This is a genomic window from Citrobacter sp. (assembly GCF_050252275.1).
Taxonomy (GTDB): Bacteria; Pseudomonadota; Gammaproteobacteria; order Enterobacterales; family Enterobacteriaceae; genus Citrobacter_A; species Citrobacter_A amalonaticus.
In genome coordinates this window covers 1-24,838 of record NZ_JBFWLF010000027.1, presented here as the reverse complement: position 1 = coordinate 24,838, position 24,838 = coordinate 1, and the positions used below count along the sequence as shown (strand labels likewise).

Genomic DNA, 24,838 nt, shown 5'->3' with positions numbered 1-24,838 from the left:
GTTGGCGGCGTGCGCTGGCTGAGAGTCAGCGTGTATTGTTCGGTTTCCGGATTGTAGTCATCTTTGACGGTGACAATCGGCGTGCCGGACTGGCTGTACCAGCGGCGGAAGTGGGAAAGGTCGACGTTGGAGGCATCTTCCATGGCCTGGACGAAGTCATCACAGGTCGCCGCGCTGCCGTCGTGACGTTCAAAGTACAGTTGCATCCCTTTCTGGAAATTCGTCTCACCCAGCAGGGTGTGGATCATGCGAATCACTTCTGCGCCCTTTTCATACACGGTCAGGGTGTAGAAGTTGTTCATTTCAATGACCATGTCCGGGCGGATCGGATGCGCCATCGGACTGGCATCTTCTGCAAACTGCAGGCCGCGCATGGTGCGCACGTTGCTGATCCGGTTAACGGCACGGGAACCGAGATCCGAACTGAACTCCTGATCGCGGAAAACGGTCAAGCCCTCTTTCAGGCTCAACTGGAACCAGTCGCGGCAGGTAACGCGGTTACCGGTCCAGTTGTGGAAATATTCATGGCCGATCACGCGCTCAATATCGAGATAGTCTTTGTCGGTGGCGGTATCGGTACGCGCCAGCACATATTTGGAGTTAAAGATATTAAGCCCTTTATTCTCCATCGCGCCCATATTAAAGAAGTCGACAGCGACGATCATATAGATGTCGAGATCGTACTCCAGGCCGAAGCGCTCTTCGTCCCACTTCATTGAGTTCTGTAACGAGGTCATCGCCCACGGTGCACGGTCGAGATTGCCGCGATCCACGTACAGCTCCAGCGCGACTTCGCGCCCGGAACGGGTCGTAAAGGTGTCGCGCAGCACGTCGAAATCACCGGCAACCAGCGCAAACAGATAGCACGGCTTCGGGAACGGATCCTGCCACTGAACCCAGTGACGACCGTTTTCCAGTTCCCCCTCGCCGGTGCGGTTACCGTTGGAGAGCAGGAACGGATATTGACTCTTATCGGCAATAATTTTGGTGGTAAAACGCGCCAGCACGTCAGGGCGGTCGAGATACCAGGTAATATGGCGGAAGCCTTCCGCTTCGCACTGAGTGCAGAGTGCATCGCCCGATTGATACAGGCCTTCCAGCGCGGTATTCCGGGCCGGGCTGATTTCATTCACAATACGCAGCGTAAAACGCTCGGGCAGATTGCTGATCACCAGCGCACCCGCTTCTTCTTTATAAGCGGTCCACGGTTCATCGTTGACGTGGAGAGAGACCAGCGTCAGATCTTCTCCATCCAGTTTCAGCGGGGCATCCGATGCGCCATGACGAACAGCCTGGCTCACTGCCGTGACCACGGTTTTTTCAGCATCCAGGTCAAAGGTCAAGTCAATATCAGTAATCTGGTAATCCGGCGCACGGTAGTCGTGGCGGTATTTGGCTTGTGGCTGTTGTGTCATAAAAAAACCTTTAGCATCTTTTGAAGAGTCTCGACTCCAGTCTATTCCTGTTGCGGAAATCGCGCTACGCAGAATGTTTATCTTTTCAGGCACAAACACTCTTTTCGCTACATTTTTATAACACGAGGCACGAAATGCACTCGACCCTAACGTCAGCTTATGGTGTGATCGGGGTTCAATAAATCGCTAAACAAGGTATACTCCAGCGGTTTTCTTAGTTGTTTATTGTACTAAACGCTCCCGTGAGAGGATGCTACTGCGCACCTATGACACAATTCGCTTCTCCTGTTCTGCACTCGTTGCTGGATACAGATGCTTATAAGTTGCATATGCAGCAAGCCGTATTTCACCACTACTATGATGTGCAGGTAGCGGCTGAATTTCGTTGCCGAGGCGACGACCTGCTGGGTATTTATGCCGACACCATTCGCGAGCAGGTTAATGCTATGCAGCATCTGCGCCTGCAGGATGAAGAGTACCAGTGGCTCTCCGGCCTGCCCTTCTTCAAAGCGGATTACCTCAACTGGCTGCGCGATTTTCGCTATAACCCGCAACAGGTATCCATTAGCAACGACAACGGGAAGCTGAATATCCGCTTAATTGGCCCGTGGCGTGAAGTCATCATGTGGGAAGTCCCACTGCTGGCGGTGATCAGTGAGCTGGTCCATCGGTATCGCTCACCAGAAGTGGGTGTCGCGCAGGCCCTCGATACGCTGGAGACGAAACTAGTCGATTTCTCTGCTTTAACGTCAAGTCTCGATATGTCCCGCTTCCACCTGATGGATTTCGGCACTCGTCGCCGTTTTTCCCGTGAAGTGCAACAGGCTATCGTTAAGCGTTTGCAGCAGGAGTCGTGGTTTGTTGGCACCAGTAATTACGATCTGGCGCGTCGTTTGTCGCTAACCCCGATGGGCACACAAGCGCACGAGTGGTTCCAGGCGCATCAACAGATAAGCCCTGAACTGGCAACCAGTCAACGCGCCGCTCTCGCCGCATGGCTGAATGAATATCCGGATCAGCTAGGTATTGCGCTGACCGACTGCATCACAATGGATGCGTTCTTACGCGATTTTGGCAGCGAATTTGCCACCCGTTACCAGGGACTGCGCCATGACTCTGGCGATCCGGTTGAATGGGGTGAAAAAGCTATCGCTCACTATGAAAAGTTAGGTATCGACCCGCACAGCAAAACGCTGGTCTTTTCCGACAATCTGGATCTGAATAAAGCCGTCGATCTTTACCGGCATTTCTCATCCCGCGTGCAGTTGAGTTTTGGTATTGGCACGCGTCTGACGTGCGATATTCCGCAAGTTAAGCCGCTTAACATCGTGATCAAACTGGTGGAGTGCAACGGTAAACCGGTTGCCAAATTGTCTGACAGTCCGGGCAAAACCATTTGCCACGACAAAGCTTTTGTTCGCGCATTGCGCAAAGCGTTTGATTTACCGCATATCAAAAAAGCCAGTTAATCCTGCCAGGGAGCCGCTTCGGCTCCCTTTTAGCATTTATTTCTGAATTCTTTTCTTTTCCTGTTAATTCTACTTGTCTGATTGCAGATGCCAGGTAACATAGGAAATCCCCATTCCGGGGAACATGTGTTTATATATCGGACTATTAACAGAGAGAATATTATGAGCGTTGTGCCTGTAGCCGACGTACTCCAGGGCCGCGTAGCCGTTGACAGCGAAGTCACCGTGCGCGGATGGGTACGTACCCGCCGAGATTCAAAAGCTGGCATCTCCTTCCTCGCCGTTTATGACGGTTCCTGCTTTGATCCTGTACAGGCCGTCATTAATAATTCTCTGCCCAATTACAATGAAGAAGTGCTGCGTCTGACCACCGGCTGCTCCGTTATCGTCACCGGCAAGGTTGTGGCCTCTCCGGGACAAGGACAGAGTTTTGAGATCCAGGCCTCTGAGGTTGAAGTCAGCGGTTGGGTTGAAGATCCAGACACCTACCCGATGGCGGCGAAACGTCACAGCATCGAGTACCTGCGTGAAGTTGCGCACCTGCGTCCGCGTACCAACATGATTGGTGCCGTTGCACGTGTTCGCCACACGCTGGCCCAGGCGCTGCACCGTTTCTTTGATGAGCAGGGCTTCTTCTGGGTTTCCACTCCGCTGATCACCGCATCCGATACCGAAGGTGCTGGTGAGATGTTCCGCGTGTCGACGCTGGATCTGGAAAACCTGCCGCGTGACGATCAGGGCAAAGTGGATTTCGACAAAGACTTCTTTGGTAAAGAGTCCTTCCTGACCGTATCCGGCCAGTTGAACGGTGAAACCTACGCCTGTGCGCTGTCGAAAATCTATACCTTCGGCCCGACTTTCCGTGCGGAAAATTCCAACACCAGCCGTCACCTGGCGGAGTTCTGGATGCTGGAACCGGAAGTGGCGTTTGCCAACCTGAGCGATATCGCCGGCCTGGCGGAAGGCATGCTGAAATATGCCTTCAAAGCCGTACTGACCGAGCGTGCTGACGACATGAAGTTCTTTGCCGAGCGCGTAGATAAAGAGGCGATTAGCCGTCTGGAACGTTTCATTGAAGCGGATTTCGCCCAGGTAGATTACACCGATGCAATCGTTATTCTGGAAGAGTGCATTAAGAAAGGCAGAAAGTTTGAGAACCCGGTTTACTGGGGTGTCGATCTCTCCTCCGAGCACGAACGTTATCTGGCAGAAGAACACTTTAAGGCACCAGTGGTAGTGAAAAACTATCCGAAAGATATTAAAGCGTTCTATATGCGCCTGAACGAAGATGGAAAAACCGTTGCCGCGATGGACGTTCTGGCACCGGGTATCGGTGAAATCATTGGTGGTTCTCAGCGTGAAGAGCGTCTGGATGTGCTGGATGCGCGCATGCTGGAAATGGGTCTCAATAAAGAAGACTACTGGTGGTATCGCGATCTGCGCCGCTACGGTACCGTGCCGCACTCCGGCTTCGGTCTCGGCTTTGAGCGCCTGATCGCCTACGTCACCGGCGTACAGAACGTTCGTGACGTGATTGCCTTCCCGCGTACACCGCGTAATGCGATGTTCTAAGATCGTTCACAAAAAGGCCAGCGTTGCTGGCCTTTTTTATCGCCTGAAATGTCAGTTTTTGTGAGTAATAAGTAAGCAATTCTAAGATCAACCCCGAAATCCCCCACTCCTGTTACTGGGTATTACGTTGTAATATTTCTGCACAAAAAATAAACCGTAGCTTTCTTGCGGATTAGTATTTACTCACCCATTAGCACATTTTTTAAACAATCCAACAGCATTCCAGACGTCCAGATAATGCCATAAGCAAAACTGGAAATGTCTATTTTCTGTACGTTGTTTTTCTTTTATTCAAATTAAAGATAAGAAAATCATATAAATAGATATAAGTGGTGTGTTCTGGTGCTGAAATCGTTTCGAAATTTGATATCGTTCACAAAGTTCCAAAAATGAAATAATTAGTTACACATTTTTTCTTTCTGAAACCAATTCTTTATCTTTGTAGCACTTTCACGGTAGCGAAACGTTAGTTTGAATGGAAAGATGCCTGTCAGACACATAAAGACACCAAACTCTCATCAATAGTTCCGTAAATTTTTATTGACGTAATTTATTGACGGCAGTGGCAGGTGTCATAAAAAAACCATGAGGGTAATAAATAATGATGAAGCGCAATATTCTGGCAGTGGTTATCCCTGCCCTGCTGGTAGCCGGTGCAGCTAACGCTGCAGAAATCTACAACAAAGACGGCAACAAACTGGACCTGTACGGTAAAGCGGTAGGTCTGCACTATTTTTCTGATAACAAAGGCAACGACGGCGACCAGACTTATGCTCGTCTTGGTTTCAAAGGGGAAACTCAGATCAATGACCAACTGACCGGTTACGGCCAGTGGGAATATAACTTCGCCGGTAACAACTCTGAAGGCGGTTCTGACGCACAGAACAACAACAAAACCCGTCTGGCGTTCGCCGGTCTGAAATTCGGTGACGCGGGCTCCTTCGACTATGGTCGTAACTACGGTATCGTTTACGATGCACTGGGTTACACCGATATGCTGCCAGAATTCGGCGGTGATACTGCATACAGCGATAACTTCTTCGTTGGCCGTGTTGGTGGCGTAGCAACTTACCGTAACGCTAACTTCTTCGGTCTGGTTGATGGCCTGAACTTCGGTGTTCAGTACCTGGGCAAAAACGAGCGCGCAAGCAGCTACGAAGTTGACGCTACCGATCCGACCAGCACCAACTTCAGCGATGTTCGTCGTTCTAATGGTGACGGCGTTGGCGGCTCCATCAGCTATGAGTTCGAAGGCTTCGCTGTTGTAGGTGCTTACGGTGCAGCTGACCGTACTAATGCACAGCAAGATCCGGCACTGCGTGGCAGTGGCGAAAAAGCTGAGCAGTGGGCGACCGGTCTGAAATATGACGCGAACAACATCTACCTGGCGACCAACTACGGTGAAACCCGTAACGCTACTCCGATCAGCGGTGGTTTCGCCAACAAAACTCAGGACTTCTTCGTGGTCGCTCAGTACCAGTTCGATTTCGGCCTGCGTCCGTCCATCTCCTACAACAAATCTAAAGCGAAAGACGTAGAAGGTGTCGGTAGCGAAGATCTGGTGAACTACATTGAAGTGGGTGCCACCTACTACTTCAACAAAAACATGTCCACCTATGTTGACTACCAGATCAACCAGATTGATTCTGACAACAAACTGGGCGTGAACTCTGACGACACCGTTGCTCTGGGTATCGTATACCAGTTCTAATAGCAGACCCCTTTGCTAAATGCCTAAAAAACAGGACTTCGGTCCTGTTTTTTTATGCCTGTCAGCAAAATCTTGCGACTTCAAAAAACCTTCAGGCTTTTCATCACTAACGGTTGGCATTTTGTAAATCTACCGTTAACCTGATAACGGATTTCCCTTCTGTAACCACAATGGAACCTCGTCATGTTTGAGAACATTACTGCCGCCCCTGCCGACCCCATTCTGGGTCTGGCCGATCTGTTTCGTGCTGATGACCGTCCTTCGAAAATTAACCTTGGGATCGGTGTCTATAAAGATGAAACTGGCAAAACGCCAGTGCTGACCAGCGTTAAAAAAGCCGAGCAATACTTACTCGAAAATGAAACAACAAAAAACTACCTCGGCATTGACGGTATTCCGGAATTTGGCCGTTGCACGCAGGAGCTGCTGTTCGGCAAAGGTAGTCATCTTATCAATGACAAACGCGCACGCACGGCGCAAACGCCGGGCGGCACCGGCGCGCTACGCGTTGCTGCCGACTTCCTGGCAAAAAATACGGCAGTAAAACGCGTCTGGGTGAGCAACCCAAGCTGGCCGAACCATAAGAGCGTGTTTAACTCCGCCGGGCTGGAAGTACGCGAGTACGCTTATTACGACGCAGAAAACCATTCACTCGACTTCGATGCGCTGCGAAACAGCCTGAGCGAAGCACAGGCGGGCGATGTGGTGCTATTCCACGGTTGTTGCCATAACCCAACCGGTATCGATCCTACGCTTGAGCAGTGGCAAACCCTGGCACAGCTTTCCGTCGAGAAAGGCTGGTTGCCGCTATTTGACTTCGCGTATCAGGGCTTCGCCCGTGGTCTGGAAGAAGACGCGGAAGGACTGCGCGCGTTCGCCGCGCTGCACAAAGAGCTGATTGTCGCGAGCTCCTACTCCAAGAACTTTGGCCTGTACAACGAACGTGTGGGTGCCTGTACGTTGGTTGCGGCAGATGCGGAAACCGTTGACCGTGCCTTCAGCCAGATGAAATCCGCCATTCGTGCGAACTACTCTAACCCGCCAGCCCACGGCGCATCAGTGGTTGCCACAATCCTCAGCAACGATGCGCTGCGCGCAATCTGGGAACAGGAACTGACCGACATGCGCCAGCGCATCCAGCGTATGCGTCTGCTGTTTGTGAACACCCTGCAAGAGAAAGGGGCTGAACGCGATTTCAGCTTCATCATCAAACAAAACGGCATGTTCTCATTCAGCGGCCTGACTAAAGAGCAGGTTCTGCGTCTGCGTGAAGAGTTTGGCGTTTATGCGGTGGCTTCTGGTCGCGTCAACGTTGCCGGAATGACGCCGGATAACATGGCGCCGCTGTGCGAAGCCATTGTTGCCGTGCTGTAAGACGTGCGATAAAAGCAAAGCCCGCGATAAGCGGGCTTTTTAATGGGGATTACCAGACAGGCATTTCATCCTGCAGGAACGGGTTGTGCAACCGTTCATAGCCCAGCGTCGACAGCGGGCCATGACCCGGAATAAACGTCACGTCATCGCCTAATGGCAACAGCTTACGTTTGATCGAGTCAATCAACTGGCTGTGATCGCCGCGCGGGAAATCACTGCGCCCTACTCCACCTTTAAAAATCACGTCGCCTGAGATAAGAAGTTGCGACTGCTCGTCGAAGAAAACGACGTGTCCAGGCGTATGGCCCGGGCAATGCAACACCTGTAAAGTCACATTCCCTACGCTGACACGATCTCCTTCGTTAAGCCAACGGTCGGGCGTCAGTGGCTGACATTCGCCGAGGCCAAACATGCGACTTTGCGCAGGCAAACCCTGCAGCCAGAACTCATCTTCTTTTTCCGGACCGATAACCGGTACACCGTAATGTTGCGCCAGTTCCGCCGCGGCACCCACATGATCGAGGTGTCCGTGAGTGAGCAGGATCTGCGTCAACGTGATGCCGCTGGCATCCACTTCCTGTTTGATTTTTTCAGCATCGCCGCCGGGATCGACAAGCGCTGCCAGACGCGTTTGCTCACACCAGATCAAAGAACAGTTCTGGGAGAACGCGGTGACCGGAATAATACGATAGTTCATACTGCTCCTGTTTCGTTAATCACCAGTGCCGCGCCGGCCCGGTGTCAATATGCACAAAGTTACTGCGTGGGTAGTATCCTACACCACCTGCGCGCATAGATAACGCAGCTTTGCGAATATTACTTAACGAAATGCCTTCAATATGAAAATCCATGGCCTGGCCTTTGGTGTGATAGCTTTGTTTCGCTACCCCACGGCTGTGCGCACGCAATTCATTGTTGGTATCCAGTGAACGATAACCGGAAATCAGTTGAACGGGCTTACGTGTTCCCAACAGCCCTTGCAGGCGGAAAAGCTGATCGAAGAGTCTGGGGTCGATGGACTTCACCTTATTCGCGCGATAGTCACGGAAAAAATGGTTAAGTTTGGCTAATTCATCCTGAATATAAGCTCTGCCATCAAAAAATTCCGCTTTAATTGACTCTCCGGTGTTGAGGTTGCTCAGAGTCAAAATACGCGGACGCGGGGTAGAGAGTGTGGCAAACGCAGGCACAGGCAAGATGGCAGCTCCGAGGGCAGCGCCACCTAACGCCAGCAGTTTGCGGCGATTAGCGTCAAATTTGTCCATGGTTTAAGGTCTACAGGTCAATGTTATCGTCTATATGCTTTAGCGCACGATAGGCACCTTAACTGGCATCAAAGCCGCCGTCAAGTTGGCCCAACCCCAGCAATGACGGGGCTTCTGGGCCGATGCCCCTGTCACTGCCAATTATTACGACAACAGATTAACCAGAACTTCTTCATTTACCTGATTAATTGTTCTGCTTTTGCCACAATTTGTGCGCTGGATCGCGCTGTCAGATCATAATTGTAAATATCTGTACGATACTGGGTACGCCCGTCCGCGCCAACAAACGCCGTCAGGTAATACAGGTTGACCGGGATAGTCTGACGAATATTGACGTAGCGCGTGTCGCCCTGCTTCAGCGCATCGGAAATTCGCGTATCGTTCCAGCCCGCATCCTGTAACAGCATGTTTGCCAGTTCAGAAGCCTTGTTCACACGCACGCAACCGGAACTAAGCGCCCGGGAATCCTTCTGGAACAAATTATGGTTAGGCGTGTCGTGCAGATAAATTGCATCGGAACTTGGCATATTGAACTTGTAGCGGCCCAACGAGTTACGCGCTCCCGGCGCCTGCTGGAAACGGAACGGTAAATTTGACGGCGTGATGGTTGACCAGTCAACCTGCCACGGATCAATCGCTTCTCTGCTGTTCCAGCCCCGCATCACGGTATAGCCGTGACGTTCAAGGTAGCCAGGATCGTTCCACAGCTTGGGCAGAATGTCCTTACGCGCCAGCGTCGGCGGGACGTTCCATGGCGGATTGACCACCACGTTATTCAGAGCGCTGCTCATCATCGGCGTTTTACGATCGGGACGACCGACAATTACCCTGGACGCCAGCACCTGATTACCATTCTGATAATAAACCAGCGAATACGCCGGAATATTCACCATAATACCCGTCGACAGTTCAGATGGAAGCAAACGCAGACGCTGGATATTGAGCGCCAGTACCCCTGCACGCTGCGCGGGGGTCACGTTCAGCCAGTCGCGGGTAGCCGGGCCAATAGCGCCATCTGCGCCCAACCCTTGCCACGTCTGGAAGCGTTTTACCGCTTCAACCAGCTCTTTATCATACGCAGCACGGACAGCCGGTGCTGGCTTACTGCGCGGCGCAGTCTGTTTTGCCGTGTCAGCGCTCGGGGTTTCAACGGCAACGGCTGACGGGCTGACCACCGCTTCTGACGGGGTCTCATCTCCCGGCAGCGCAATTTTCGGTCCGCCTTCCAGCATCCCGGTACGTTGCAGTATTTCCCGCAGCGCAGGCACGTCGTTGCTCCACTGACCCGGTCGTAGCGTTGCTTTGCCGGTCAGCTGCGGCCATGGACGTGAATCGCCCACCAGCGCTAATAACGACGCGTGCATTGACGCATACTGAGGGTGCTGAGGTGCCAGCCCGGCAATAAACGTCGGAAGTTGTCCATTATCTAGTGCAACCTGCCACTGATTGATGACCGACAGCGGTGGCGTCGCCAGTGCATACGGTTTACTGCTGTACAGCCAGCGGTTGCCTTTGACCGGAATATTGGCGATCAGATGGAGATACCCCATCATCGCATCAGACAACACCAGATCGCGCGCGATGCCGTTAACGGCAGGATCGGTCAGTAACGCCACCCAGGTGGTGAACTGAGGCTGGAAGCCCGCAATGGCAACCTCTGCCAGCTGTTGCTGGAACGCTTTGACGGCTTCGCGATTTTCCCACATGGGTTTCATATCGCGCGCCGCATAAAGCAGTTCAAGTTGATTCATATAGACAGGCGTATAGCCTGAAGGAAGTTGCGACTGAAGCTCAGCTCGCGCCTTTTCCGCCGCCCCCTCAGGGAGTGGCTGCAGACCCGCCATCACCGCCGTTGCGCCAGATTGCGCCTGCGGCTGAGCGAGACTCTGTTCACTGACAACGACAGGGCTGTCGCCAGGTATCACTTCAGGCTCATCAGCCTGAACACTGGACAGTGGAGCAAATACTACGGCCAGGCATAAACTTATTGCCGAGAACCGACGACCACCAATTTTATTAAGCAACATCCCTTGCCCTCTGGTTACATTACGACATGCTCACATCTACCGGAGCTTTCCTTCATTATAGAAAGGCTGATATGCGATTGCCTAACCTAATGTAAAGAAGTTTAAAGAAAATGCACCTGAAATCCATAGTTTAAGAAATGAAAAAGACGGCTTTTCAGCCGTCTTTAAGGTTTTAGCTGGCCTCTGACGGGGCATCAGCCTCGCCGGGGAGAGGATCCGGTAACTGCGGCGCAAACCCGCGCAGACCAACCACATGAACGTGTTCCGTATTCTGGAAGACTTTACGCACCAGCTTATAGGTGGTGCCCTTCTCCGGACTGATGTTTTCCGGCGCCGCGATGATGAGCTGCATCTGCAGACGCTCACACAGCTCAAACAACGTCGCGATGGAGCGCGCATCCAGACGGGCGGCTTCATCGAGGAACAGCAGACGGCAAGGGGAGATATCTTTCCCGCGCAGACGGCGCGCTTCATCTTCCCAGCTTTGAACCACCATCACCAGGATCGACATCCCGGTCCCGATCGCTTCACCGGTCGATAGCGCACCGGACTCTGCACGCAGCCAGCCGTCAGAACCACGGTTAACTTCCACTTCCATTTCGAGATAGTTACGGTAATCCAGTAACTCCTCGCCAATGGTTTGCGGCGTACGCTGTCCCATGTCGATTTGCGGGTTCAGGCGTTGATAAAGCTTCGCCAGCGCTTCTGAGAAGGTCAGGCGGTTGCTGTTGAACAGATCCTGATGCTGCTCATGCTGTTCAGACAGCACTTCCAGCAGCGTGGCATGGGTTTCACGCACGTTCACGTTCAGACGCACGCTGTGAACCTGACCGAACGACACGCTTTGCAGCCCCTGGTTGAGCTGACGAATACGGTTCTGCTCACGCTGGATGGTCTTGCGAATAATGTTCGCCACGCTACGTGAGCTGATTGCCAGTTTCTGTTCACGGGAGGTCAGTTCTTCGGTCAGGCGGCCCAGCTCGATTTCCATCTGTTCGATGGCTTCCACTGGATCGTCGGTACGAATGATATCCTGACGGATACGCTCGCGCAGATGCTGATACACTGCGACAAAGAACTGGATCTTACGTTCCGGACGTTTCGGATCTTCCGACAGACGCAGGACATCTCGCAGATGTTCGTTATCAGCGACCGCCAGACGCAGCGCACCCAGCGCCTTATCCGACATGGAGCGCAGATCATCACCGGAAAGATAGGCCAGCTCGCGACGATGCAAACGACGCTCGACGCCGCTGTCTTTCACCAGTCGCATCACGGCGCACCAGCCTGCTTTCGCGGTTACCACCTGCTCACGCATTTCGTGGTAATCGCGTTCCAGTTTGCGCAGTTTGCGGGTCAGGTTATCCATCTCCGCTTCACAGAAGGTAAGCGCTTTTTCGAGCTGGTTACGCCGCGCACGGTTGTTGCTGAGCTGCGAATGCAGTTCATCGCGACGAATGCGCGCACGCTCTTCCGCTCCGCTGTCGGCACGCACGCCGATATCCTGCAGTTCACGCTGCAAATCGTTAAGCAGCTCTTTCTTGGTATCGTAAGAGCTTTTCAGCGAAGCCAGAACCTGATTGTACTGACTCAGTTGCGCCGCATGACCGCGCAGGGCTTCACGGGCGCGGGTACGTTCAGCTTCCGCATGTTCCAGGCGCTCACGCAGTTTTTCGTTCAGATCGCTGTTGCCGCTGAGCATTTCCGCTGAGTCGGAATAGCCGAAGTGTGCACGACGCTGGACCACTTCGGTCAGCGCAAACGCCTGCTGACGCGCATCGCGCTGCGTCTGCTGGGAGTACGCGTAATCTTCTTTCAGTTGTTCAAACTGTTCCGGGTCGCTCTGCAACACCGACACCATCGGTTCCAGTTTCGCCAGTTGGTTGCCATGCTGCTGTACAAAGCGCGCGGCTTCTTGCGCTTCATCCAGACGCTCGCGGATCTCTTCGACGCGATCCGCCAGACTGTCGTCAGCCAGCAAATTCAGACGCGGCAGCAGGCGGTTAAGCGCGGCAACGCCCTCTTTCGCCTGTTCGTACTGCAGACGCTGCTGCTGGTTTTCGTTTTCGTGGGCGGTCAACGCACGTTCCAGCTCAACGCGACGGCTGTTGAGCTGGCGAATTTCGGCTTCCGGATCGGATTCAAAAGCCACCGAAAGATGGCTGCCAATGAAGCGGCTGAACGCCTGATGCAGACGCTGCGTTTTCTGAACGTCAAAAGAGAGCGTGGCAAAACGCTCGGATAATCCTTCACGCTCGGCATGCAGCGTTTCGATACGGTTTTCTCGCGCCGCACGGCCAAACAGCGGTACGGACGGGAAGCGCGAGTAGCGCCACTGGCGATCGGCAATCTTCACCACCACCGCTTTTTCCAGTTCGTCGACGCTGAAGACGCTGTCATCAAATGACTGCGGATCCCCTTCGATCAGATACAAATCTTCCGGGCAATCCGTCAACCCTTCCAGTTGTTCAGCGATCAGCGACAGATCCGGCACCACAATGGCGTGACGCGACGGACCATACAACGCGGAGAAGTACGGCGCATCTTCAAGACTGACGTCGTCATAGATTTCTGACAGCAGCACGCCGCCAAAGCGTTCCGCCAGCGCGTTCAGACGCTGATCTTCCGAGCCACCAGGCTGGCTTAAGCGTTCGATCTCTTCATCGACGGCATTCTTGCGCGCGCCGACTTCGTCGCGTTCCACAATCGCTTCACGCTCTCGTTCGAGCAATTGCTGCAGATATTCGGTCACTTCCTGGCTGGACGTAAACTCTTCACCGCACTGTTCACTCAACTGACTCAGGCTGTTTTGCGCCGCCAGCCAGACGGGGGCACGCTGCATGAGATGCTGAATGCGCGACTGTAGCTGTTCCTGCTCCTGACGCAACGCCATACGCTGTTCATGCGCGCTGGAAACGTTGTCAGACAGCGAGGCGATACGCGCTTCCAGCTCCTGATGCAGGGCTTCCAGTTCGTCAATGTCGAAATTTTTCCCCTGACGTTTGCAGAATTCCGCCAACAGACGTTCGGCTTCCTGCTGCTCGCGCAGACGCTGTTCCAGTTCGCTCAGTCGCATACGCAGCGACTGCGCCTGTTCCGCCAGGTGACGCTGGTCAACGCCTTCGCGCAGCAGTTCGCGCGCCACGTCCCAGGCTTCATTACGCGCCAGCGGGCCATTGATCGCCACGACCAGCTGATACGCCTGCTCGAACTGACTGTGCGCGGTTTGCGCTACGCTCATTTTCTGTTCCAGCGAGAGCATTTTTTCGGTGGCTTCCTGCTCTTTCGCCTGGAAGGTTTCCAGCCACTCGGCGGCGCTATCGGCCGTCAGATCCGGCAGATGGCACACCGCTCTGGCGCGTTCCAGCGCCGAGATCGCCTGGTTGTACTGGATGGCGCGGGTCTGTTGAACGTCCAGCGCCTGCTGGTAATCCGCCAGTTGGCTTTTCAGCTCATCCACTTCCAGCTCGGCAGCTTCGGCGCGCGCTTCGTTCTCTTCCTGACGATCGGCGGCTTCTGCGACCACTTCATTTTGTTCTTCGAGACGGATCTGCAACTCGTCGAGATCCGCTTCATAACGTTCAATTTTTTCCTGCTGGCGTAGCGCGGTTTGCACCAGGTTCAGGTGATCGCTTGCCGCCTGATAATCTGCTTCGAGATCGCCTTCCGCACCGTTGTGCTCGCCCAACTCACGCGCCATGTCGACGTGTTTATACTGCTCGGCCGCCAGTTGTTTGCGCGACGTGTACAATTCGCGACGGAATTCCAGCGCTTTATCGAGGTGGATCCGGCGCTCATTGGCGTGACGCATATAGTCCGCCGCCACATAGTTGGTGGCTTCGCTAATCAGGTGTTTAAACAGATCGCGATCGGACTGGGTAACGCGAATGGCTTCCAGCGTCAGGCGGTTTTCCCGCAGCGCAGCTTCCATATCCTGGAACGCCTTACGCACCCCGCTGTTTTCCGGCAACAGGTAGTCGCGCAGAGACCGGGTGATCGCGCTGGAAATCCCACCGTACAGCGAGGCTTCAATCAGGCGATAGAATTTACTACGGTCAGACGCAGAGCGCAGACGACGGGCGATGAGGCCCAGATCAAACATCAGCGAATGGTAATCGGTGATCGAGTTGAACTGCTTAAACTGCACGCCTTCCATCGCGTCGAGCTTTTCTTTCAGCTCCGTTAACGGCAGGACGCGCGCCTGACGTTCGTTCAGCGTCTCCGTCACCAGTTGCGTAGGCTGCACAGACATCGGCAGTCCCTGAATGGCAAACGGTTTGATATCGACTTTACGGTCGCGTCCGGCAACCTGCTGCAAGCGCACACCCACCACCACGCGCTGATGGCGCGAGTTGATCGTATCGAGCATCGAATAACAGACACCCGCTTTCAGCTTACCGTGCAGACCTTTGTCGCGTGAGCCGCTGGTCGCGCCTGCTTCCGTGGTGTTACGAAAGTGCAGCAGGGTTAAATCCGGGATCAGCGCCGTGACGAACGCCGCCATGGTAGTGGATTTCCCCGCGCCATTCCCCCCGGAAAGCGTGGTAACCAGTTCATCCAGGTCAAAGGTACGGGCAAAGAAACCGTTCCAGTTAATCAGCGTTAGTGAGCGAAATTTACCGCGTTCAATCATTATTCTTCTTCTCCACTGTCCGGCTGATTCTCTTCGGTCTCATCATTGAGCTGCAGGTGGTTTTCGACCGGCATCGCTTCGCCATCGCGGATCAGGCGACGCTGCGCTTCGCGCGGGTCGTCACCCGTTCGTACATCCGCGCCAAAGCGGAACACCGATTCCGTAATGCGGAATTTGCTGCTGTCATGCCCCATAAACCACACCATGCCTAAACGGCGAAGACGGTTTAATGACGAGCGCATTTTTTCCTGTAACTTCTGGCGGTCGACGTCGGAGCCGGTTGAGCGGTTATTCACCAGCTTCAACAGTTTGGCTTCGTCAGCCAGCGTCAGCAGCTCGTCGTACAACTCCTGCTGAGTGAAAATCCCCTCGTTCGCCAGCCGCTCCGGACTGAGATAGAGGTAGCAGAGAATTTTACCGACCATCATGTCCAGTTCAGACAACACGGAACGCGGGATAATGGTCGTTGAACGCGGACGCAGGTAGAAGAAACCTTCCGGCGCGCGGATCAGCTCCACGTTATAGCGGCTGTAAAACTCTTCCAGATAGTCCTGAAAGTCCATCAAAAAGGCATGATTATCCAGTTCATCCAGACCAATGTGGCGGCCTGAACGTAATGCGCTATCCAGCGCCGGAAATAACGGATTCGCCAGCGCCTGCGCCAGCTTAACCGGCATCACTTGTTCAATATTTGTCAATGACATGCGCCTGTACCTTGGCTCCGTAATCAATAATCGGCTGCCATTTGGCTGGCAGTCCGGTGAAGTCTGCTTGCGCTACGCCAAGACGTACCGCCTGATCGATAACAATGCGCGCGACGTCAAAGTGACGCGCACGCGGGTATTGCGCAAGATACTCGCGCACTACCAGACCGAGATCTAACGGCGTCTCTTTCGATTTATAGATAGCCAGTTGGCCTTCGATAATCGCCGCAAGCTGTTCGCGGATCTCGTTAAACTCTTCGTACTCTAAATCCGGCGGAAGTTCCCCGGTGACCTCTTCATCACGCAGCGCCATCTCTTCGTCACGCATATCCAGCAGACGATCGGCGTTGGCATAGGTCAGCGCCCACGGCTCGTCAAAATAGGTCTGTACCGACTGACGTAAGCGCTGGGCAAAGACGCGGTTTTTATCCATATCGATGGCGGTACGGATAAATTTGTGAACGTGGCGGTCATAGCCAATCCACAGATCGATCGACTGCTGACCCCAACTGATAATACGATCGAGCTTGCTTTGCAGGTCAAACACCAGGCGATCAACAAAATGCAGATCGTCATGAGCCAGCGTCGCATCCTGGATACGCAGCAAATTGGCCTGCAATTTATCGCCTGCCGCTTCCAGCGTATCCTGCAACTCGCGCAGAGTGCCGGAGGTTTCTGACAGTAGCAGTTCACAGCTCGAAATCGCCGCGCGCCAGTCTTTATTCAGCAGTTGCGCGATATCATCTTTCACCTGCTGCTGCTGTTCATCCATGATGCGCTGAGTCAGATCGATACTGTCGAAAATCTCAGCGACCGAATACTTGAGTGGCGCATAGACGTTGCGATGCCAGTGGAACTCATCGCCGCCCTCATCGGCGGCATCCGCTGCGCGCTTGAGTTCACCCGCCACGATCGACAACTGCATTGACAGACGCAGCGTGGAAAATTCACGTTGGCGAATATAGTAATCGGTAATGCCAATGCCGAGCGGCGTCAAACGATAAATCGCGTTCCCTTCTGCCTGCTCACTGGTAAAGCGGTTCAGCAGACGTTGACGCACCATATCGTTGATCGCATTGTTCGCGCGCACGCCAATGGTTTCGCTGGTTTGCTCAAACGCATCACTTACATGGCGGAACGCATCCACCAGTTCGCCTTCACTCATCTCACCGTCCAGGCGCTCGCCGTTCAGCGTGGCCACCGCCAGCAGAAACGAGAGTCGGTCTACCGGCAGCGAGATAGAGAAGTCATTTTTTCTGGCCCAGGCAACCAGTTCGGGGACTGTCTGGGAAAATTCACTCATAGGTTATCCTTGCATCTGCGGTTTACGCGCGGTGACGTGAATGTAACGACCCAGGCTGACATACGGCTCCAGGCGACAGTAACGCGTTTCTAATTCAAGCAATATCTCATAACAGTCACGCTGCTGATGTTTCTCACGCAGATAATCATGAAACACGCGCACCCCGGTTTTCCCGGTGATCTGCCAGCCCATCTGTTCCAGCCACTGGTAAACCTCTCCTGGCTCACGCGGATAGTCTGGTGAAAGGGTACGCTTCTTACGTTTGGGCATCCCTATCTGCACGTAGTCAAAGTTCCCCGCCACCATGTTATGCATCAACAGGCCGTTGGCATTGTAGAACATTAACGACAGTACGCCACCGGGACGCAATACCGACCAAAGGGTCTCTAACACGCTGACCGGATCGGCGACCCACTCCAGCACAGCGTGAAACAATATCAGATCAACGGAGCTTTCCAAATGCGAAGCGACGTCCTGAGCAGCGCATTGTATAAAATGCATGTTGTGGCTCACACCTTTGGCTTCTGCCGCCCGTTGCGCACGGGCGATCATCTCACCGGAGACGTCACACAACGTCACGTGATGACCACGTTCTGCCATTTTAATGGCCGTTTGTCCTTCACCGCCGCCAGCGTCCAGCACACGCAGTGGTTGCGTGCCGAAGTCTGCCAGAATAAGGTCCAGATCCTGCCACAGGATCGCCTGCCTTAGCTGCCCTTTTGTGGTGCCGTAAATATTACGGGAAAACTTCTCAGCAATGTCATCAAAATTGCGATCCCGCATCGGGCTCTCCACAGGCTGGCTTAGGTGTTCTCTGATAAAACCGCTATTTTGTCACACCCGCGCGGAGAATGAACCTCTCTGGTGTAATATCACGATTATTCTTCTGCTGTATGGTCAAAAAAGGAACCAAAAAGGATGCTTTTTACGCTGAAGAAAGTGATTGGCGGCATGCTGTTGCCTCTCCCTTTTCTGCTCTTGATGATGGGCATCGGTCTGGCACTGCTGTGGTTTAGCCGTTTTCAGAAAACCGGTAAAGTATTTATCAGCCTCAGTTGGCTGGCGCTGTTCCTGCTCAGCCTGCAACCCGTTGCTGACCATCTGCTGCGCCCGATAGAAAATAGCTACCCCACCTGGCAGGATACGCAGAAAGTTGAATACATCGTCGTGTTAGGCGGCGGCTATACCTGGAACCAGCAGTGGGCGCCCAGTTCTAACCTGATCAACAACAGTTTGCCGCGTCTAAATGAGGGAATACGTCTGTGGCGGGCTAACCCGGGTTCGAAACTGATTTTTACCGGCGCGAATGCCAAAACCAATCCGGTGAGTACGGCAGAAGTTGGCGCACGGGTGGCGCAATCGTTGGGTGTGCCGGAAGAAGATATCATCACGCTCGACAAGCCTAAGGATACGGAGGAAGAAGCCGCTGCCGTGAAGCAGGCTATCGGCGACGCGCCATTCCTGCTGGTCACTTCAGCCTCCCATCTGCCACGAGCAATGATTTTCTTTCAGCAGGCAGGGTTAAATCCGCTGCCGGCTCCGGCGAATCAACTGGCTATCGATTCCCCGTTGAATCCGTGGGAGCGGGCAATCCCCTCTCCCGTCTGGTTGATGCATAGCGATCGCGCAAGCTACGAGACGCTGGGGAGAGTCTGGCAGCGGTTGAAAGGCTCGTCAGGCGAGCCAGGGCAGGAGTGATTTCGCAGCGAGATCAAAATGAGATCGGTTAAAGCGCCCGGTATTGACCAGTTGCGCCACTTCATCCCATAACACGTATAACCAACGCCGCCAGATGAACGATTCCGCCACTGGCGCGCGTTGCAGGTAGTGCCAGAGTAGTCCTTCCGCCAGCGTGTTATCTACCAGCCGGAACAGTTCGTACTCCCGTGGTGCCCAGAGCATAATACCAGGCCCCACCATCGCCAGAAGCTGGTCGCTCCGGGCGTCTTTTAACATGCTGCGCAGACTGAAATTGCCATGCACCAGCACACAGTTGTCGTTAAAGCCGTCAAACAGCGCGGGCAGACATTCGCGGGTGCGAAACAGAATGCGCTTATCCTGCATGGTTAGCCCGGTGTTATTGAACTGATTGAGCGTACTCCAGAGCACCTCAACCCGCTGACGATACCAGGAAGGCCAGATATTCTCCTGCGTATTGTCCACCGCACCGACACACCCCCGGCTATCCTGGCGGTGCCAGGCCAGTAACCCTTCGACAATCTGATCTTTGAGCTGCTCCCAACGCTCCGGCGTCCGGGCCGGCGCTTCAACGGGGACGCCACGCAGACGTTCCAGCAGTAAGACATCCGGACCGGGATGTTCATCGTGAGTCATCACCCCATAAATGACCGGCATTCGCACAGTGCCGCTACGCGCTAACATGGTGGTTTTCCAGGCCAGTTGTTGCGCGACCCCCGGCGTGGTGAAACTTTGGGCCATCAGCGGCATTGGGTTGCCCTGGCTGTCATAAAGCGACCACAGTGCTGTGTCGACTTTTTCATTCACGCATTCAATGCGGCTCAGTTTTTCGCCCAGTAAATGACTTAATTCGGCGCGCAGCTGTTCCATTCAGATTGCCCTCATAAAAGCTACTGCTTTTATAATGAGCGCCACACCGACGGATGTCACCCGGATGAGATCAATTGTTGAAAAGAAAAAGCGTGGAAAATCGTAACGGTACGACACTCCTCTCACTAAAGAGCGGAGTGTCGTAAAGAAAATTAACGCATTTCAGCGCGAACGCGCTCGAGGTCTTCTGCGGTATCAACACCGGTGCCAGGTACCTCTTTTGCCACAGCCACGTGGATTTTTTCGCCGTACCACAGCACGCGGAGTTGCTCCAGCATCTCGATGTTTTCCAGCGGGCTGGGCTCCCAGCTCACATAGCGGCGGATAAATCCGGCGCGGTAGCCGTAAATGCCGAGGTGGCGCAGGAAATTATCGCCGACGGTCTCGCGACTTTTCGCAAAACGATCGCGATCCCAGGGGATCGTTGCACGCGAGAAATACAGCGCATAGCCTTCGGCATCCAGTACCACCTTCACTGCATTCGGATTGAACGCCTCTTCCGCGCTATGAATCGGTACCGCGAGCGTGGCCATTCCAACCTGACGCTGCGCCAGGTTTTCTGCCACCTGGCGAATAATGATGGCCGGGATCATCGGCTCATCACCCTGCACATTGACAATCACGGTGTCATCACTGAAACCACACTTCTCAACCACTTCAGCCAGACGTTCTGTCCCGGACTGGTGATCGACGCGGGTCATGCACACTTCTCCACCCGCCACTTCAACGGCGCGTGCGACCTCTTCATGATCGGTCGCGACAATAATACGCTCAGCGCCGGATTCACGGGCGCGTTCCAGCACATGCACAATCATCGGTTTACCGTTGATGTCCTGCAACGGTTTACCCGGCAGACGCGTGGAGGCGTAGCGGGCAGGAATAATGACGACAAAACTCATGATTTACGCTCATCAGCCGCTAATACACGGGCCTCGGTTTCCAGCAAAACGGGAATGCCATCACGCAGCGGAAAAGCGAGGTTATCCAGTTTGCAGATCAGTTCTTGTTTTTCCTGGTTGTACCAGAGTTTGCCGTTACAGACCGGGCAGGCAACGATTTCAAGCAGTCGATGATCCATAGTTCCTCCAGATGGACCGGGTAATGAATGCAGAGATCTTATCATACTCGCTCATGCGACTGCGTCTATTTCCCACCCCTGTCGACATTGCGTAAATATCCCTGCCGGACAGCGGCCGAGCGTCACGCGAACGGCATTCTGCCAGCGGGCAAAATCGGTTATCGCCTGCTGTAGCCCATTTTGCAGCGTCACTCCTGGCTTTACGCCTTCTTGCAGATAGAGAGAAATCACTTCCAGTACGCCCGTTTTACGGTGCATTTTGGCGTCCATCCGCCCCACCAACTGACCCCGGTGCAGTAAAGGCAGGACAAAATAACCATACTGGCGCTTTGGGGCTGGCGTGTAGCACTCCAGCCGATAGCTGAAATCGAACAGTTGCTCCGCACGTTTGCGATCCCAAACCACCGGATCAAACGGCGACAGTACTGCGCTATGCGTCGCTGTCAGCTTGCCTGCCTGTGCCTGTTCAAGTAGCGGCAGCAAATCCGCATGCAACCACAGCCGACCAAGTTTTTCGACCTCTACCGGAATGATGTACTGCTGTTCAACCCGCACGTCGCGCCAGTTTTGTAACTCAGGACGTTTCAGGCGGTAGTAATCTGCCAGCCACTGCTCACGAAAAATACCCAGGCTGCGCGCACTGTTGTCCAGCATGACAGATTCTGCTTGCGCCCGGGGTAGCAAATCGCGTTCATCATCCCAGTGTGGCATCACGCGATGCGTGAGATCGTACACGCGCTGGAAATTGCGACGCTCAATCACCATCACTTTTCCTGCCGTAAACAACCCTTCCAGATGCAGCTTGTGCGGCTTCCAGTCCCACCAGCCGCTGTTGCCTTTACGCGGATGCTCAAAGTCAGCCGAGCGTACCGGTCCATTTTGATGAATATGCTGCAACAGTTGCTCAATTTCGCCAGCATGCTCTTCCATCCACGCCGCCTGGTACTTCCAGCCCATTTTTTCAGGTGCCAGCATCCGGTGGCGTATCAGCGTAAAATCACTACGCGGCAGGAAACAGGCCTCATGGGCCCAGTACTCCATCAGTTCACCCTGCGCCAACGCATCATCCAGCCACTGTGGGGTGTAATTGCCCAGTCGACTGAACAACACAAGGTAGGGACTGCGGGCGACAATATTGATGGTATCGATTTGTAGCAGCGACATACGGGTAATCGTCGGCAGGATATCGCTTGCCAACGCGCGACGACGTGGTTTTTTTAACAATCCCTGGGCGGCGAGATGAAGGTTACGGGCATCCGTAAGTGAGAGGTACAGCAACGACATTCATGATTCCCTCATTTGTACGCTGCCGTCATGGTGGTGCGCTAACGTGTCAGCGAGATCAATTTTTCGAGTAATTTCTCAGGTTCAGTCCCCGATAAATGTGCATCGACAGGAAGATACCACCAGTTGTCTTCGGCAAAGGCGCGGCACTTCACGGCGTCCTTCTCCGTCATGACCAGCGTTTGCGGCCCGTTTAGTAAGCCGTTGATATCCTGCGAAGTCAATGCCTGATGATCCGCCAGAGGAACACATTTTTGCGGCTGTACGCCACAGGACGCTAACGTGGCAAAAAAGCGTGGCGGATGACCAATACCGGCCATTGCCACGACATTTTGCAATTGCGCGACATCACGGCGCTCACCGGTACGCAGGTTCACAGCCTGTCCTGGCGCCAGATGCATCGGGATCTCACCCGCCTGTGGAATACCGCCATTGACAATAACCGCATCCACCGTTTTCAGGCGACCTGCCCGCTCCCGCATCGGACCTGCCGGTAACCACCAGCCGTTGCCGAAGCGACGAACGCCATCAACCACCACAATCTCGACATCGCGCGCCAGACGGTAGTGCTGAAGACCATCATCAGTAACGATAATCTGCACATCGTGATGCGCCAGAATCGCTTTTACCGCGTCAGCCCGGTTGGGCGACACGGCAACTGGCGCGCCGGTGCGCTGATAAATCAGCACCGGCTCATCACCCGCTTCCGCCGTGGTGGTTTCGGCATTCAGCAGCAAGGGATAGGACGCGGCTTTGCCGCCATATCCACGAGAAACTACCCCAACGCGAAGACCGCGCTGCTGGAGTTGTTCCACCAACCAGATCACTACCGGCGTTTTGCCATTGCCACCTGCCGTCAAATTACCGACCACCACCACCGGCACCGGTGCGCGCCAGGCGCGTTTGATCCCGAGCGTGTAGCACAGACGGATCGCCCCGCTCACCAGGCCGTATAGCCAGGAAAGTGGGAGTAACAGTCGCCACAAGGGCGACTCACCGGACCAGATGCGTGCGATCATTGACCAAATTGCATTTTGTGCAGTTGCGCGTAAACGCCACGGTGTTCCAGCAGCTCGTTGTGCGTACCGCGCTCCACAATCAGCCCATCTTCCACGACCACAATTTCATCGGCCTGTTCGATGGTTGAAAGACGGTGCGCAATTACCAGCGAGGTGCGGTTTTTCTGCAGTTCGTCCAGCGCCGCCTGAATGGCGCGTTCAGATTCGGTATCCAGCGCTGACGTGGCTTCATCAAGTATCAGAATCGGGCTGTCGCGCAGTAAAGCACGCGCAATGGCGATACGTTGACGTTGACCACCGGAAAGCAGCACGCCGTTTTCACCGATCACCGTATCAAGGCCGTTATCCATCTTATTGATAAAGTCCATGGCATAAGCCATACGAGCCGCTTCTTCGATCTCCTCACGGCTATACTGCTCAGTTCGCGCGTAGGCGATGTTATTCGCCACCGTGTCGTTGAACAGATGTACGTTTTGCGACACCAGCGCGACCTGATTACGTAACGAGGCCAGGGTGTATTCCCGCAGATCGTGGCCATCCATCAGGATTTCACCTTCATTGATGTCATAGAAACGCGTGATCAGACTGGCAATGGTTGATTTGCCGGAACCTGAACGCCCCACCAGCGCAACGGTTTTGCCCGCCGGAATTTTCAGGTTGATGTTACGCAGCGCCGGTACTTCACGCCCCGGATAGGTAAAGGTGACATTGCGGAATTCCAGATCGCCGGTCGCACGCTCAATCACACGTTTACCTTCGTCTTTTTCCTGCTCGCTATCCAGGATGGCAAATAAAGTCTGGCATGCGGCCATCCCACGCTGGAACTGGGCGTTAACGTTAGTCAACGACTTCAACGGACGCATCAGGGCGATCATTGAGGAGAAGACCACGGTGATCGTCCCTGCCGTCAGGCTGTCCATCACGCTTGGGAAGCTAGCTGCGTACAGCACAAACGCCAGCGCCAGTGAAGCGATCAACTGGATGACAGGATCGGAAATGGAAGAAGCAGAAACCATCTTCATCCCCTGCAAACGCATCTTGTTACTGACTTTGTCGAAGCGCTTCGTTTCCACTCCCTGACCACCGAAGATCAGTACCTCTTTGTGGCCTTTCAGCATCTGCTCCGCGCTGGTTGTCACCTGCCCCATCGTATTCTGCATATTCTTACTGATAGCACGAAAACGTTTGGAGACTACGCGAATCGCGATCGACACAATAGGTGCCAGCACAACCAGGATTATCGACAACTGCCAGCTGTAATAGAACATCATGATGAACAGGCCGATAATCGATGCACCTTCACGCACAACGGTAATCAGCGCACCGGAAGACGAAGAGGCTACCTGTTCAGAATCATAAGTAATACGAGACAGCAGCGTCCCGGTAGACTGTTTGTCAAAGAAGGAAACCGGCATT

19 protein-coding genes are annotated in these 24,838 nt (G+C 54.0%); 5 read left to right on the top strand and 14 right to left on the bottom strand.

Annotated features, from left to right (window positions below; genetic code table 11):
• On the bottom strand, positions 1-1,415 hold a 1,415-nt coding region (gene pepN / locus AB7E14_RS04030), incomplete at its 3' end, for an aminopeptidase N (RefSeq protein WP_428169337.1).
• Positions 1,416-1,681: 266 nt separating this feature from the next.
• Between pepN and pncB the strand changes: the two genes are divergently transcribed.
• The 4 genes from pncB (at position 1,682) to aspC (ending at position 7,541) form a co-directional block, all read left to right on the top strand.
• Positions 1,682-2,884, top strand: coding sequence for a nicotinate phosphoribosyltransferase (gene pncB / locus AB7E14_RS04025; RefSeq protein ID WP_216081623.1), 1,203 nt, complete (start codon positions 1,682-1,684; stop codon positions 2,882-2,884).
• Positions 2,885-3,046: 162 nt separating this feature from the next.
• On the top strand, positions 3,047-4,456 hold the full coding sequence (gene asnS / locus AB7E14_RS04020) for an asparagine--tRNA ligase (protein WP_316962183.1): 1,410 nt from the start codon (positions 3,047-3,049) through the stop codon (positions 4,454-4,456).
• 601 nt (positions 4,457-5,057) lie between these two features.
• Positions 5,058-6,167 carry a porin OmpF gene (ompF, locus tag AB7E14_RS04015; RefSeq protein WP_044256321.1) on the top strand — a complete coding sequence of 370 codons (1,110 nt, stop codon included), beginning with the start codon at positions 5,058-5,060 and terminating at the stop codon, positions 6,165-6,167.
• A gap of 183 nt (positions 6,168-6,350) precedes the next feature.
• The gene (gene aspC / locus AB7E14_RS04010) at positions 6,351-7,541 is read left to right on the top strand and encodes an aspartate transaminase (RefSeq protein WP_044327011.1); all 1,191 of its coding nucleotides are present in this window, start codon (positions 6,351-6,353) and stop codon (positions 7,539-7,541) included.
• A gap of 49 nt (positions 7,542-7,590) precedes the next feature.
• Here aspC and AB7E14_RS04005 read toward each other — a convergent pair whose 3' ends face one another.
• The 7 genes from AB7E14_RS04005 to cmoM form a co-directional block, all read right to left on the bottom strand.
• Positions 7,591-8,238 carry an MBL fold metallo-hydrolase gene (locus tag AB7E14_RS04005; protein ID WP_044256324.1) on the bottom strand — a complete coding sequence of 216 codons (648 nt, stop codon included), beginning with the start codon at positions 8,236-8,238 and terminating at the stop codon, positions 7,591-7,593.
• A gap of 19 nt (positions 8,239-8,257) precedes the next feature.
• Complete coding sequence (locus AB7E14_RS04000) at positions 8,258-8,806, bottom strand: YcbK family protein (protein ID WP_043001180.1); 549 nt, start codon at positions 8,804-8,806, stop codon at positions 8,258-8,260.
• Positions 8,807-8,982: 176 nt separating this feature from the next.
• On the bottom strand, positions 8,983-10,833 hold the full coding sequence (gene ldtD, locus AB7E14_RS03995; protein ID WP_044256326.1) for a L,D-transpeptidase: 1,851 nt from the start codon (positions 10,831-10,833) through the stop codon (positions 8,983-8,985).
• A gap of 172 nt (positions 10,834-11,005) precedes the next feature.
• Positions 11,006-15,466, bottom strand: coding sequence for a chromosome partition protein MukB (gene mukB / locus AB7E14_RS03990; RefSeq protein WP_043001182.1), 4,461 nt, complete (start codon positions 15,464-15,466; stop codon positions 11,006-11,008).
• Positions 15,466-16,170, bottom strand: coding sequence for a chromosome partition protein MukE (gene mukE / locus AB7E14_RS03985; RefSeq protein WP_043001183.1), 705 nt, complete (start codon positions 16,168-16,170; stop codon positions 15,466-15,468). Before mukE ends, mukB begins: the two co-directional genes overlap by 1 nt.
• A complete protein-coding gene (gene mukF, locus AB7E14_RS03980) occupies positions 16,151-17,473 on the bottom strand; it encodes a chromosome partition protein MukF (protein WP_428169336.1) in 1,323 nt (440 codons plus the stop codon). Before mukF ends, mukE begins: the two co-directional genes overlap by 20 nt.
• A 3-nt stretch (positions 17,474-17,476) precedes the next feature.
• Positions 17,477-18,256 (bottom strand): tRNA uridine 5-oxyacetic acid(34) methyltransferase CmoM, encoded by a 780-nt coding sequence (gene cmoM / locus AB7E14_RS03975; RefSeq protein WP_187251657.1) that lies wholly within the window; start codon positions 18,254-18,256, stop codon positions 17,477-17,479.
• Between the two features lie 135 nt (positions 18,257-18,391).
• Between cmoM and elyC the strand changes: the two genes are divergently transcribed.
• Positions 18,392-19,171, top strand: coding sequence for an envelope biogenesis factor ElyC (gene elyC, locus AB7E14_RS03970; RefSeq protein ID WP_316962182.1), 780 nt, complete (start codon positions 18,392-18,394; stop codon positions 19,169-19,171).
• Here the strand turns inward: elyC and AB7E14_RS03965 are convergent.
• From AB7E14_RS03965 to msbA, 6 genes are all read right to left on the bottom strand, one after another.
• Entirely contained in the window at positions 19,148-20,041 is an 894-nt protein-coding gene (locus AB7E14_RS03965) for a YcbJ family phosphotransferase (protein WP_043001187.1), read from the bottom strand. The genes elyC and AB7E14_RS03965 overlap by 24 nt on opposite strands.
• A gap of 152 nt (positions 20,042-20,193) precedes the next feature.
• Positions 20,194-20,940 (bottom strand): 3-deoxy-manno-octulosonate cytidylyltransferase, encoded by a 747-nt coding sequence (gene kdsB, locus AB7E14_RS03960; RefSeq protein ID WP_316962181.1) that lies wholly within the window; start codon positions 20,938-20,940, stop codon positions 20,194-20,196.
• The gene (gene ycaR, locus AB7E14_RS03955) at positions 20,937-21,119 is read right to left on the bottom strand and encodes a protein YcaR (protein ID WP_042320194.1); all 183 of its coding nucleotides are present in this window, start codon (positions 21,117-21,119) and stop codon (positions 20,937-20,939) included. Before ycaR ends, kdsB begins: the two co-directional genes overlap by 4 nt.
• 51 nt (positions 21,120-21,170) lie before the next feature.
• The gene (locus AB7E14_RS03950; protein ID WP_316962180.1) at positions 21,171-22,403 is read right to left on the bottom strand and encodes a winged helix-turn-helix domain-containing protein; all 1,233 of its coding nucleotides are present in this window, start codon (positions 22,401-22,403) and stop codon (positions 21,171-21,173) included.
• Between the two features lie 41 nt (positions 22,404-22,444).
• Positions 22,445-23,422: a tetraacyldisaccharide 4'-kinase gene (gene lpxK / locus AB7E14_RS03945; RefSeq protein ID WP_316962179.1), complete on the bottom strand. Its 978-nt coding sequence runs from the start codon at positions 23,420-23,422 to the stop codon at positions 22,445-22,447.
• The coding region (gene msbA / locus AB7E14_RS03940) for a lipid A ABC transporter ATP-binding protein/permease MsbA (protein WP_428169335.1) at positions 23,419-24,838 on the bottom strand (1,420 nt) is incomplete at its 5' end. The genes lpxK and msbA, both read right to left, overlap by 4 nt.